The sequence below is a fragment of the Bacillus sp. JAS24-2 genome, assembly GCF_008274905.1.
In the GTDB taxonomy this organism is placed as follows: Bacteria; Bacillota; Bacilli; order Bacillales; family Bacillaceae_G; genus Bacillus_A; species Bacillus_A cereus.
The window spans coordinates 4,183,907-4,196,281 of record NZ_CP031068.1; the positions used below are offsets into that span (position 1 = coordinate 4,183,907).

The window sequence follows — 12,375 nt, forward strand, 5'->3', positions numbered from 1 at the left end:
GTTAACTCGCGATACCACCCTAATTATGAATTGATTACAATAACAATCAATTCATCACCTCATGGTGCCGTAACGTGGCAAGACGGCAGTGATTAGCTGCTCTCAGGATTAGCTTTCTGTTACCCTTCATTTAAAGCTTCTTTCAGCCATATGGAAGCTTCTCTCTATAAATGGACTGTAACGTACTTGTTCCGTCATTGATTTAATGTATTATATGACTAAATATAATAGAATTCTCTTAAGTTTGTCAATGTAGATAATCATTTATATTGGATTAATTACTTATTAATCATAAGTATTCTACTATTCATTCTTAACAGCCTTTTCATATAGTATGCATTTATTAATAAATCGGAATCTCCTTATAAGAATAATTTATAAAAATTTCTAAATATTACTTTTTTGTTATAATTAAATTATTGTTAATAAAATAAAGGAGCGATCACAATGACAACCTTACTTAGCAAAGCTAAAAACATATTAGCGACTGACGAAACGATATTATTTTACGCAGCATGTTCATTAGACATATTTATTTATCGTTCCGTCGCAAGGCCAGGATTGCTAATTTTAACGAACAAAAGGCTATTCTTTTATGGGCCAGATGTAAGTAAGAATCCAATATTTGAAGAGTACTCTTTCGCAAAAATTTCTAATCTAAAAGAACAAAAGCGTCTTTTCAACAATCAAATTGTATTTATGTATGATAACGAATGGAAAAAAATAAAACATATTCAAACAAATGATGTGAGCTCCCTCGTTCAAAAGATACACGAGCAGCTTTCTAAATAAATATATGATTAGCCCTCTATTTCTTACATAGAGGGCTTCTATACTTACACATCTTCTTTTTTCAAGAGCGGTCTCACATGAACAATGACAGTGCGAATAACTGCTAAAATCGGAACCGATATTAGCAACCCTACAATCCCAGCTACCTCTCCCCCAACTAGTAAGGCAAGCATAATAATAACGGGATGCATACGAAGTGACTTACCAACGATGTAAGGCGATAAAATGTTACTCTCCACAAATTGCAAAATCGCAATTGTGATCCCCGCCTTAATAAGTAAACTCGTTGATACTGTTGCTGCAATCATTAACGTCGGGATTGCTCCTAAAATAGGACCGAAGTACGGGATTATATCCGTTACCCCAATAATAATGCCAAGCAATAATGGATATTTCATACCGATAAACCAAAAAGAAAGAGCTGATACTCCCCCTAATACTAAACAAACAAATAACTGTCCTCGAATATAACTTCCAAGTGATTTATCAATTTCTTTCGCAAGCATTTGCCCCGTACCTCGCCATTTACTTGGGACTAGTTTCCAAAAGATATGATAAAACTCACCATAATCTTTTAATATGTAAAATACAATGAACGGTATTAAGAAAATAATGAGCAATGAATCGAGTACACCACGAGCTGTACTCATCACTTTATTTAAAAGCGCTTGAATCTTCGTTTCCACACCCACAAAAAGTTGTTTCACCTTTTCATGAATGAACGAAGGGAAATTCGCCGTTTGTTCTGTAACGCCATCCATCCACGAATCGTACATTTTTGTAAACTGCGGAAATTGTTCATTAATCTCTTGTAACTGTTTAATAACGACTGGTGTTCCTTTATAAATCCCATAACCAATTCCGCCAAAGAAAAGGATATAAATGAGCAAAATGGCAAGTGTACGGGGCATCCCTTCCTTATGAATTTTTTCAATTAAAGGGTGCAATAAATACGCAATAAAACACGCGATAAGAAACGGCGTGATTGCTACTTTAAATACAAAAATAATCGGTGCCCATAGCGGCTTAATTTTTAAAAAGACGAGCAGACAAAGAAAAACAAGTAACAATAATCCTAAACGATATATCCAAATGATTTTAAGATTCTTCACATGAAAAACCTCCTCCACCTTTATTTTGAAAATAAATGGGGTAGGTTATGTGCGAAACTTTTAAAATCTTTTCATACGGACCATACTGTTTTTTAAAGACGTACATATAAATAACATAACAAGGACAACCACCCCTGAGAATACAGCACGAATTAATATAATCAGGAGGGCTAATTATGGTTTTGTTTATGCTTGGATTATCAGCACTTTTTATGATTCTTGAATGGATTTGTATCGGGTTCGGTATTTGGAAGGGGTTCTTTATTCATTCCTCACGTAAAGAAAAAGCGAAGCAATTATGGCAGTATGGAATACTTGGCGTTGGCTGCTACGGTCTATCTTATCTTTTCTCAGAGATCGGACTTTTTTATTTGCATATGGGTGCATAAAAAAACTCCCTTGTCTACAAGGGAGTTTTTCACTTTATCGAAATGATTATAAGTAAGACTTAATCATCTTACGTGCTTTTTTCATATTGCGTTTTGAAAATACATCTTGCTTACGAGCATATTGATATGCTGCAGCTCCAACACCTAATGCGATTAATGAATTGCGTAGATTCAAAGTAAATCCCCCTTTTCGTTATCCGATCGTTCTTTCATTCTCATCAAATAAATCATCAAGAGAGCTTAGTGAACCATCTTCCTCAACTTGATGCGTATGGATTTTCCCCTTTGAAACCGATAATTCGATATAACAATTCCAGCAATAAAATTGGTTGACACCTATTTTTCCAATGTCTTTCCCTTTGCAATTTGGACAAATAAACATATGGCTTTCATCTCCTTACAGTCTCCCAGATTCTATTCGCCATTATGTCCAAACTGCATTCATTTATACATTTTACTGGAGCCTTTCAACGCTATGCGTTTGAAAGTTTCACTATATAATTTCACCTTGTTACATGAAATCATACGGTGAAATGTTTTCCACGTCCATTTCCTCGCCATTAACTGTGACCATCTGTACTTCTCCTTGTGATTCTTGCAAGCGACTAGCTAAGGTTGTTTGACGCATTGCATCATCAAGGCGATTTACACCAGATTGGAAAGCTGCTTCCTCTCCGCAAATAATAAGGAACTTCTTACTTCTTGTAATGCCCGTGTAAATTAAATTACGACGTAACATACGGTTGTAACTTTTCACGATTGGCATAATAACAATCGGAAATTCACTACCTTGTGATTTATGAATGGAACAACAATATGCATGCGTAATTTGATTTAAATCGGGCTTCGTATACGTTACCTCAATTCCATCAAATGAAACGATAATCATATCTTGTTGCTCAACGTTTTCTTTCGCATAAAACACCGAAACAATTTCCCCAATATCACCATTAAACACTTGGCTCTCCGGCTGATTCACGAGTTGCAGTACTTTATCGCCTCTTCGGTACACAACATCACCGTAAGCAATTTCTTTACTCTTTTCCCTCTTCGGATTAAATACTTGTTGCAGCGCTTCGTTTAATACATTAATACCAGCAGGCCCGCGGTACATCGGTGCTAATACTTGTACATCTCTTGCGCTAAAGCCTTTTGTTTTAGCATTTTCACAAACTTTTTTCACAACCTCAACAATTTGAGCTCCTGTACAGCCGATAAATGAACGATCTTTTTGATTTTGTGCTAAATCTGGTGGTAGAGTTCCATTTTTTATCGCATGGGCAAGTTGAATCACTGATGAGCCTTCCGCTTGACGATAAATTTCAGTAAGCTTCACTGTCGGAACTGCGCCTGCATTTAATAAATCTTTTAATACTTGTCCAGGTCCTACAGATGGCAACTGATCTTCATCACCTACAACGATAACTTGAATGTTCGTCGGCAACGACTTGAATAGCTGATTTGCAAGCCAAATATCAACCATTGAAAATTCATCGATAATAAGGAGCTTACCTTGGACAGGATCCGTTTCATTACGCTGGAAAGATCCTTCTGGCGTCCAACCAAGTAAACGGTGAATTGTGCAAGCTGGAAGTCCTGTCGATTCACTCATCCGCTTCGCTGCTCTTCCTGTTGGAGCTGTTAATAGTATTGGAAATGGATTATCATCACTGTATTCATTCGGATTTAACGATAACCCGTGTAGTGATGCATACATTTCAACAATCCCTTTAATAACTGTTGTTTTCCCTGTTCCTGGTCCACCTGTCAATAACATCATCGGTTTATGAAGTGCCGTTTGAATTGCTTCTTGCTGAAACGGTGCATATTGTACGTTCAGTTGTTCTTCAATTTCACCTAACGTTTTTAACACTTCTGCTTCTGGAAATGAAGGTGTTTCTTCTTGATTCATAAGCCTGCGAATAGACTTTACAACACCTTTCTCAGAGTAGAATAACGTTGCTAAATACACTCGTTCTTCTTCTATGATGACTTTCCCTTCACTTTGCATCGTTTCAATACAACCTATAATATCTTCCTCAGTCACTCTTCCTTCTTGATTGTTTAAAAGTGACATCGTTTCTCTTACAAGTTGATCTTTCCTCATATAAACGTGACCAAGTTGTAATGAGACATTCTCTAATGTGTAAAAACATCCTGCGCGTACACGGTCGTCATGATTACCCGATATCCCTAACGCACGCCCTATATCATCCGCTCTTCCAAAACCAATCCCGTCCACTTCTTCGATAAGTTGATACGGATTATTACGAATCACTTCTAATGTCATCTCTTTATATTGCTGGTAAATCTTAATAGAAAGTTTCGTTCCAAAACCGTAGCCATTTAAAAAGCTCATTACTTTCTCTAGCCCTTGATGTTCAACAATTGTCTCATATATTTCCTGAGCCTTTTGTTTATTAACGACACCATTTAATGCCTCAGGGTCATCCATAATTTTAGAAATAGCATGTTCTCCGAGATGGTCCACAATTTTTTCAGCTGTACGCTTTCCTATCCCTTTAAATAAATCACTCGCTAAATATTGCACCATACCTGCTTTTGTTTGCGGCAATTCTTTTTTAAATGTTTCAACCATATATTGTTTTCCATACTTTGGATGGTCCTTAAAATGACCTGTCAATGTAAACACTTCATCTTCATGCATGCGGGGAAAATGACCGTTTATCATTACTTTCTTTTCGTCATACGTTTCATTCGTTTCAATGACTTTCATACTGACAACGGAATAGAGGTTTTCTTCGTTGTGGAAAATGGTATGAAGAACTTGCGCTTTTATAAACTTTTTCTCTTCCTCAAACAAATCCATTGCATGTTGATTTCCCATTTTTCCTCTCCTTTCCGGTATTTTCACTTTAATGAGCAGTACATCCCCCACCTTTTTAGATGAGGGATAACTACCCATTAAACTATATTTTTATCTTATTCAGCTTCTTGCTCTAATAAACGAACGCCATTACCCGCTAAAAAGTGATCTGGCTGAATTTCAGTTGCTTTCTTAAATAAAGCGAGAGCCTTCTCATTATTTTCCTCAAATACGTACGCAACACCTAAATTGTAATACGCATCTGCATGCTCCTCATCCATTTCTAATACCTTTTCAAAATAAGGTTTCGCCTCTTGAACGTGTTCTAATCGCGCGAAGCAAAGTCCGCACTGGAATACAGCTTCTACATCGTTTTCATCTAATTCTGTTGCTCTTTGTAAGAATGGTAGTGCAAGACGATCATTTCCAAGCTGTACATGTGTGATACCTAACATAAATGTTACATCAGCTGATTGTAATCCAGCTTGCATTGCTTGTTCAAATACAGCTTTCGCTTCAGTAAATTGCTCTTGGCCATAATATACATTTCCTAAACCATAATAGGCTGCTGCAGATTTATCATCTAACTCTAGTGCACGTTTATAAAATAAAATCGCTCGCTCGCTATCACCTAATACGTCTAATAAATTTGCAAAATTAATGTACCCAAGCGCATCTTTCGGATTTTCTTCGATTGCTTCTGTAAAATTTTTAGCTGCTTCTTCCCAGTTTCCTTCTTGCATATATTGAATACCTGTTTCAAGTTTGTTTGACATGTCCTTCACCTCTACAACAAATTATAACAAAGAATGTATTTTCCAAGCGAACGAAAATTCGCTTTATGTAAAAGAAACCTCTAACCGCTAATCGGCAGAGGCTTCTCATTTATCCTAAATAATCCAATTTCTTACCACTACGGTATACTTCATCAATTGTAGCACCGCCTAAGCACTCATCTCCATCATAGAAAACGACTGCTTGTCCTGGTGTAATTGCACGAATTGGCTCATCACAAAGAATACGAACTGTATTTTCATCAACGATTTGAACCGTTACTTTATTGTCTTCTTGACGATAACGGAATTTCGCCGTGCACTTAAATTCTGTTTCTTTTTCTTTGTTACTTACCCATCCTACATTCGTAGCAATAACTTCATCACCATATAGAAGTTCGTTATGGAATCCTTGATCAACATATAAAATGTTTTCTTTTAGATTTTTCCCAACAGCAAACCATGGATCACCATTACCACCAATTCCAAGGCCATGACGTTGTCCAATTGTATAATACATTAAACCGTCATGCTTCCCTTTCACTTCACCAGATAATGTTTGCATTACACCTGGTTGTGCCGGTAAGTAGTTACTTAAGAAATCTTTAAAGTTACGCTCACCAATGAAGCAAATACCTGTACTATCTTTTTTCGCCGCTGTCGCTAAGCCAGCTTCTTTCGCCATTTCACGAATTTGCGGTTTCTTTAATTCACCTAACGGGAACATTGTTTTTGATAATTGCTCTTGGCTTAATTGATTTAAGAAATATGTTTGATCTTTATTGTCATCAACACCGCGAAGCATTTTATATTCGCCGTCCATATAAGCAACGCGTGCATAATGGCCTGTTGCCACATAATCCGCACCAAGCGCAATTGCATGCTCTAAAAATGCTTTAAATTTAATTTCTTTATTACACATTACATCTGGGTTTGGTGTGCGACCAGCTCGGTACTCATCTAAGAAGTACGTAAATACTTTATCCCAGTATTGTTTTTCAAAGTTTACTGCATAATACGGAATACCAATTTGGTTACACACTTCAATTACATCATTGTAATCTTCTGTTGCTGTGCAGACACCATTCTCATCTGTATCATCCCAGTTTTTCATAAAAATTCCGATTACATCATAACCTTGCTCTTTTAATAAAAGTGCTGCTACAGATGAATCGACGCCACCGGACATTCCGATGACAACGCGTGTTTCGTGAGGTAGTTTGTTCATCATGTCACCTCCCATACTAATTTTGTGTTAATCGCTTCACGATTTTCACTGTTTCGTACGCCGCTTTTTCAATTTGCTCTTTCGTATTTCCAAGTCCAAAACTAAAGCGTACGGATGAACGTATTTGATCGGAGTCTTTTCCAAACATCGCTACTAATACATGTGATGGATCAATCGAACCAGCTGTACAAGCAGAACCACTTGATACTGCAATACCAGCTAAGTCTAAGTTCACAAGAAACGGTTCAATGTTCATTCCTGTAAAACTTACATTAAGTACATGCGGTAAGCGATGTTCTAAGTTTCCGTTTACCTCGAAAGTAATGCCTTCATTTTTGAAGACAGATACCATTATATCTTTAAACTCTTCATATTGGGCATTTTTTTGCTCACGAGTTTTTTCAGCTATAAGAATTGCATACTGAAGCCCAGCAATACTAGGCACATTTTCCGTACCAGCACGGCGTTTTCTTTCTTGCTCTCCGCCTATTAATAACGGTTCAAATTTCACATTTGCACCAGCGTATAAGAAACCTACACCTTTTGGCCCGTTAATTTTATGAGCTGAAATTGATAATAAATCAATACCAAACTCTTTCACATTAATTTCTACTAAACCGTAAGCTTGTACCGCATCTGTATGGAAATACGCTTGATGCTCTTTTAACAGCTTTCCTATTTCCACAATCGGTTGCATCGTCCCTACTTCATTATTCCCAAACATAACAGATACAAGAATCGTCTCTTCTGTTAATGCCTTTTGTATGTCAGAAACTTGAATGCGCCCTGTTTCATCGACAGGTAAATATGTCACTTCAAACCCTTCACGCTCTAACAATTCGCACGTATGCAAAATCGCATGATGTTCAATTTGCGTCGTTATAATGTGGTTACCTTTATGACGGTTCGCACGTGCTACACCGATAAGCGCTAAATTATCAGCTTCTGTACCACCGCTCGTAAATATAATTTCATTCGGATTCGCATGAATGCTGCGTGCACACACTCTTCTCGCCTCATCTACTGTGTGACGAGTTTGACGTCCATAAAAGTGAATACTAGACGGGTTCCCGAATATTTCTGTCATATATGGAATCATCTTTTCGACCACTTCTGGGTGAGTCGGAGATGTCGCAGCATGATCTAAGTAAATGCGTTCCATTAAATCTCCTTCTTTCCAAATCGTTTCACAAGGAATTAAATGTAAAACATATAGCCCCCGTGATTTTCTTCCTCATAACGTACTAAATCTTCTAACGTTGTACTATCTAACACTTCTTGCACCGCATCACGAACACGCATCCATAATTGGCGTTGTGCTGGTTCTTCTTCTTCTATCATTTCTACAACACTAATCGGACCCTCTAATACACGGATTACATCTCCAGCTGTAATGTTAGCCGGCTGATCTGATAGTACATATCCGCCATATGCTCCCCGCGTACTCTTTACTAGACGCGCGTTACGAAGTGGTGAAATTAATTGCTCTAAGTAATGTTCCGATAAGTCATGTGCCTGCGCAATTGATTTTAATGAAATCGGACCTTCACCAAACTTTTTTGCAAGATCAATCATAATTGTTAAGCCATAGCGGCCTTTCGTTGAAATTTTCATCTATTTTGCACCTCTTTTCAAATTTTCACTTCTATTGGTTATATCTTATTTATAAAAAGAACACAATTTAAAATCCTATGAAATTATAGCATAATATAGTATTATAAGAAATTTCAACTTGTGTATCAAAATGATAACATAAAATCACATTGAAAAACTCGGGAATTATTACAATTGAAAGAAAAATGAAAATATTACCCTTTATTTTTCCCATAAAACAGCATCCTATTTCAAATTTCGTAGAAAAAAATGATACGATAGAACGAGATTATATATTAAGGGAGACGGTCCAAATGAAACAACCACTCGCACATCGAATGCGCCCTACAAATATTCAAGAAATTATTGGGCAACAACATTTAGTTGGTGAAGGAAAGATTTTATGGCGAATGGTCCAAGCCAATCATTTTCAATCTATGATTTTATACGGTCCTCCAGGTACAGGAAAAACATCCATTGCCAGTGCAATTGCTGGAAGTACCGGTACCCCGTTTCGTCTATTGAATGCTGTTACTCACAATAAAAAAGATATGGAAGTTGTCGTACAAGAAGCGAAGATGCATCGACACCTCGTTTTAATTTTAGATGAAGTTCACCGTCTAGATAAAGCAAAGCAAGACTTTCTATTACCTCACTTAGAAAGCGGACTTCTTACTTTAATTGGTGCAACGACAAGTAATCCATTCCATGCAATAAACTCCGCTATTCGAAGCAGGTGTCAAATTTTCGAATTACACGCACTAACAGAAGATGATATTTTAATTGGGTTAAAAAGAGCTTTAGAAGATAAAGAAAAAGGCCTTGGAGAATATGCTGTAACGGTAACAGATGAAGCACTACATCACTTTGCAAACGCCTCTAGTGGTGATATGCGTTCCGCTTATAACGCACTTGAGCTTGCTGTATTATCTAGCTTTACTACAGACGATCAAGCGGCTGAAATCACACTCGAGATTGCAGAAGAATGCTTACAAAAGAAGAGCTTCGTTCACGACAAAGGCGGCGATGCTCATTATGACGTATTATCAGCATTTCAAAAATCAGTGCGCGGAAGTGATGTAAATGCAGCGCTCCATTATTTAGCACGCCTTATTGAAGCAGGTGATTTACAAAGTATTGGCAGACGCCTTCTTATTATGGCTTATGAAGATATTGGACTTGCTAGCCCACAAGCTGGACCACGTACACTAGCTGCAATTGAATCAGCTGAACGAGTTGGATTCCCAGAAGCACGCATCCCACTTGCAAATGCCGTTATCGAGCTATGCTTATCACCAAAATCAAATTCAGCTTATAAAGCACTTGATGCTGCATTACACGATTTACGCAACGGTCAAACAGGTGACATTCCAAGCCATTTAAAAGATAGTCATTACAAAGGCGCAGAATCACTTGGAAGAGGCATTGGATATTTATATCCACACGACCATCCAAACGGCTGGGTAAGGCAACAATACTTACCTGATAAAATAAAAAACAAGCAATATTATAAACCGAAAACGACAGGGAAATTTGAGCAAGCACTTTCTACTGTTTATGAAAGATTACAAACTTCGAATAAAACGAAAAATAAAGGGTAACATAAACGAAAACGTCACCATTATGGAGGCTTCGCTTATGAAAACACGTCAAGATGCATGGACAAAAGAAGATGATCTCCTTTTAGCAGAAACTGTTTTACGACATATTCGCAGCGGAAGTACACAAATAAAAGCATTTGATGAAGTCGGCGATACGTTGAACCGGACTTCAGCAGCTTGCGGCTTTAGATGGAATGCTGAAGTAAGACCGAATTACGAAGATGCTGTGCAGCTTGCGAAGAAACAACGTAAAGAATTAAAGCGCTCTGAAGCTAAAATAGAAAAAAATCAGTTCACGAAAACGAAACAACTCGTAATCGATGCTGAGTTTTCTGAAGATATTATGCCAAGTAAACAAGAACTTACGATGCAAAATGTCATCTCATTTTTGCAAAACTTGGAGCATAATAACCCTTCACTCGCAAAGTTGCAAACTGAAAATGATGTATTACAAGCTCAGCTCACTTCTCTGCAAAAAACGAATCATGAACTTGAAACGAAATTAGCGGTACTCACAAAAAAACAACAAGCAATCGAAGAAGATTACGCGATGCTTGTTCGAATTATGGATCGTGCTCGAAAACTTGTTTCAGTCGAAGAGCAAGAAGAGCAAATTGCCCCGATTTTCAAAACCGATCAAAACGGGAATTTAGATATTATTTATTCTGCTGAGAATTAAAAACAGGGATGTCACTTTTTTAACTGAGTGACATCCTTGTTTGTTTTCGGTAAATCATATATATACATGTCGGTAAATGAAATTATACCAACGATTTTTCGAATATATCTATCGTAACTTGCAATATATCAACGATTTTTCGAATATATCTATCACAACTTGCAATATATCAACGATTCAATAAAGGATATCGATTTAACGACAAAGATTGACAATAACATTCCTCCTTGTCATACAAGGAAACTCCTAAAACGGATTAGATATTTTTTACTAAAATGTTATTATAAACATATACCTTTAAAGGGGGATGGTTGCTATTTCATTAATAATCTTCAAAATAACTCTTGGCCTTCTCGTCCTGACTTTAGCTCTTTTCACCATTAACAGTCTAAAAAAGACATCCGCCTATACATCAGATAAATATGATCATTACTTACTAGCGTTACTTACATTTGAACTAGTAGTAATGCAAATATCCATATTTCTTTAATACATATAAAAAAGCATATATCCAAAATGGATATATGCTTTTTTTTATTCTTGCCCTACACGTTTCACTTCTACATTTTTAATACGTTCACGTACAACGTGACTTGCCATAATTAAGCCTGCCACAGATGGTACGAATGCATTTGATGAAGGCGGTAATTTCGCCTTACGAATTTTTGCATTTTCGTCTGGTACAATTTCTTTACGTACCTCTTCACGAATTACGATTGGGTTTTCGTCAGAGAAGACAACTTTTACACCTTTTTTAATACCCTCTTTACGAAGCTTCGTACGAATGACTTTCGCAATTGGATCTGTATGTGTTTTAGAGATGTCCGCAATACGGAAACGAGTTGGGTCCATTTTATTTGCTGCACCCATACTGGAGATAATTTTAATTTTACGACGTAAACATTGTTTAATTAAATGAATTTTGAACGTAATCGTATCAGATGCATCCACTACGAAATCCAAACCGTGCTTAAAGAACTCTTCATATGTTTCATCTGTATAAAACATTTCAAGTCCAATTACTTCACACTCTGGGTTAATGTCTGCGATACGCTCTTTCATTAATTCTACTTTTGAACGTCCTACAGTAGATACTAAAGCGTGAATTTGACGGTTTACGTTTGTAATATCTACAACGTCTTTATCAACTAATACAAGACGTCCAACGCCAGAACGTGCTAACGCTTCAGCTGCAAAAGAGCCTACGCCGCCAATTCCTAAAATACCGACTGTACTATTTTTTAATATTTCAAGTCCTTCTTTACCGAAGGCTAATTCATTACGTGAAAATTGATGTAACATTCAGCTCTACACTCCTATTACAAAAATGGTCTACCATGTATTCTAGCGTTTTTCCGACTATTTGTATAGAAAAAGTTAT

Annotated in this window: 13 protein-coding genes and 1 other annotated feature (1 of these 14 running past the window's edge); of the genes, 4 read left to right on the forward strand and 9 right to left on the reverse strand. The window is 36.9% G+C overall.

What is annotated here, in order from left to right:
* Nucleotides 1-207 (reverse strand) — a binding site (T-box leader) (it extends 13 nt beyond the left edge of the window).
* Nucleotides 208-447: 240 nt separating this feature from the next.
* Nucleotides 448-792 carry a PH domain-containing protein gene (locus tag DN407_RS21740; protein ID WP_000209579.1) on the forward strand — a complete coding sequence of 115 codons (345 nt, stop codon included), beginning with the start codon at nucleotides 448-450 and terminating at the stop codon, nucleotides 790-792.
* Between the two features lie 44 nt (nucleotides 793-836).
* On the opposite strand, the gene DN407_RS21745 is transcribed toward DN407_RS21740, so the two are convergent.
* Nucleotides 837-1,904: an AI-2E family transporter gene (locus DN407_RS21745; protein ID WP_000793128.1), complete on the reverse strand. Its 1,068-nt coding sequence runs from the start codon at nucleotides 1,902-1,904 to the stop codon at nucleotides 837-839.
* Nucleotides 1,905-2,080: 176 nt separating this feature from the next.
* Between DN407_RS21745 and DN407_RS21750 the strand changes: the two genes are divergently transcribed.
* A complete protein-coding gene (locus tag DN407_RS21750) occupies nucleotides 2,081-2,293 on the forward strand; it encodes a hypothetical protein (RefSeq protein WP_000242535.1) in 213 nt (70 codons plus the stop codon).
* A gap of 46 nt (nucleotides 2,294-2,339) precedes the next feature.
* Here the strand turns inward: DN407_RS21750 and DN407_RS21755 are convergent, their stop codons facing one another.
* The 7 genes from DN407_RS21755 to cymR form a co-directional block, all read right to left on the reverse strand.
* Nucleotides 2,340-2,468 carry a YrzQ family protein gene (locus DN407_RS21755; protein WP_001053553.1) on the reverse strand — a complete coding sequence of 43 codons (129 nt, stop codon included), beginning with the start codon at nucleotides 2,466-2,468 and terminating at the stop codon, nucleotides 2,340-2,342.
* 18 nt (nucleotides 2,469-2,486) lie between these two features.
* Nucleotides 2,487-2,675 (reverse strand): hypothetical protein, encoded by a 189-nt coding sequence (locus tag DN407_RS21760; RefSeq protein WP_000469281.1) that lies wholly within the window; start codon nucleotides 2,673-2,675, stop codon nucleotides 2,487-2,489.
* 129 nt (nucleotides 2,676-2,804) lie between these two features.
* Nucleotides 2,805-5,141 carry an SF1B family DNA helicase RecD2 gene (gene recD2 / locus DN407_RS21765; RefSeq protein WP_000528086.1) on the reverse strand — a complete coding sequence of 779 codons (2,337 nt, stop codon included), beginning with the start codon at nucleotides 5,139-5,141 and terminating at the stop codon, nucleotides 2,805-2,807.
* Between the two features lie 95 nt (nucleotides 5,142-5,236).
* Nucleotides 5,237-5,896, reverse strand: coding sequence for a tetratricopeptide repeat protein (locus tag DN407_RS21770; RefSeq protein ID WP_000066409.1), 660 nt, complete (start codon nucleotides 5,894-5,896; stop codon nucleotides 5,237-5,239).
* Between the two features lie 109 nt (nucleotides 5,897-6,005).
* Nucleotides 6,006-7,121: a tRNA 2-thiouridine(34) synthase MnmA gene (gene mnmA, locus DN407_RS21775; protein ID WP_001038010.1), complete on the reverse strand. Its 1,116-nt coding sequence runs from the start codon at nucleotides 7,119-7,121 to the stop codon at nucleotides 6,006-6,008.
* 16 nt (nucleotides 7,122-7,137) lie between these two features.
* Entirely contained in the window at nucleotides 7,138-8,283 is a 1,146-nt protein-coding gene (locus DN407_RS21780; RefSeq protein ID WP_000439893.1) for a cysteine desulfurase family protein, read from the reverse strand.
* Between the two features lie 35 nt (nucleotides 8,284-8,318).
* Nucleotides 8,319-8,735 carry a cysteine metabolism transcriptional regulator CymR gene (cymR, locus tag DN407_RS21785; RefSeq protein ID WP_000704116.1) on the reverse strand — a complete coding sequence of 139 codons (417 nt, stop codon included), beginning with the start codon at nucleotides 8,733-8,735 and terminating at the stop codon, nucleotides 8,319-8,321.
* A gap of 293 nt (nucleotides 8,736-9,028) precedes the next feature.
* Here cymR and DN407_RS21790 point away from each other — a divergent pair, with 293 nt between their 5' ends.
* Nucleotides 9,029-10,315: a replication-associated recombination protein A gene (locus DN407_RS21790; RefSeq protein ID WP_149216629.1), complete on the forward strand. Its 1,287-nt coding sequence runs from the start codon at nucleotides 9,029-9,031 to the stop codon at nucleotides 10,313-10,315.
* Between the two features lie 37 nt (nucleotides 10,316-10,352).
* Nucleotides 10,353-10,994: an RsfA family transcriptional regulator gene (locus DN407_RS21795; RefSeq protein ID WP_087967292.1), complete on the forward strand. Its 642-nt coding sequence runs from the start codon at nucleotides 10,353-10,355 to the stop codon at nucleotides 10,992-10,994.
* A 534-nt stretch (nucleotides 10,995-11,528) separates the two neighbouring features.
* On the opposite strand, the gene DN407_RS21805 is transcribed toward DN407_RS21795, so the two are convergent.
* The gene (locus DN407_RS21805) at nucleotides 11,529-12,296 is read right to left on the reverse strand and encodes a tRNA threonylcarbamoyladenosine dehydratase (protein WP_000903177.1); all 768 of its coding nucleotides are present in this window, start codon (nucleotides 12,294-12,296) and stop codon (nucleotides 11,529-11,531) included.
* Between the last annotated feature and the right edge of the window lie 79 nt (nucleotides 12,297-12,375).

Bases quoted from the DNA above. Each gene is read 5' to 3' on its own strand.
- DN407_RS21740 (WP_000209579.1), top strand. From the start codon at position 448: ATGACAACCTTACTTAGCAAAGCTAAAAACATATTAGCGACTGACGAA.
- DN407_RS21750 (WP_000242535.1), top strand. From the start codon at position 2,081: ATGGTTTTGTTTATGCTTGGATTATCAGCACTTTTTATGATTCTTGAA.
- DN407_RS21760 (WP_000469281.1), bottom strand. From the start codon at position 2,675: ATGTTTATTTGTCCAAATTGCAAAGGGAAAGACATTGGAAAAATAGGT.
- recD2 (WP_000528086.1), bottom strand. From the start codon at position 5,141: ATGGGAAATCAACATGCAATGGATTTGTTTGAGGAAGAGAAAAAGTTT.
- DN407_RS21770 (WP_000066409.1), bottom strand. From the start codon at position 5,896: ATGTCAAACAAACTTGAAACAGGTATTCAATATATGCAAGAAGGAAAC.
- mnmA (WP_001038010.1), bottom strand. From the start codon at position 7,121: ATGAACAAACTACCTCACGAAACACGCGTTGTCATCGGAATGTCCGGT.
- DN407_RS21780 (WP_000439893.1), bottom strand. From the start codon at position 8,283: ATGGAACGCATTTACTTAGATCATGCTGCGACATCTCCGACTCACCCA.
- cymR (WP_000704116.1), bottom strand. From the start codon at position 8,735: ATGAAAATTTCAACGAAAGGCCGCTATGGCTTAACAATTATGATTGAT.
- DN407_RS21790 (WP_149216629.1), top strand. From the start codon at position 9,029: ATGAAACAACCACTCGCACATCGAATGCGCCCTACAAATATTCAAGAA.
- DN407_RS21795 (WP_087967292.1), top strand. From the start codon at position 10,353: ATGAAAACACGTCAAGATGCATGGACAAAAGAAGATGATCTCCTTTTA.
- DN407_RS21805 (WP_000903177.1), bottom strand. From the start codon at position 12,296: ATGTTACATCAATTTTCACGTAATGAATTAGCCTTCGGTAAAGAAGGA.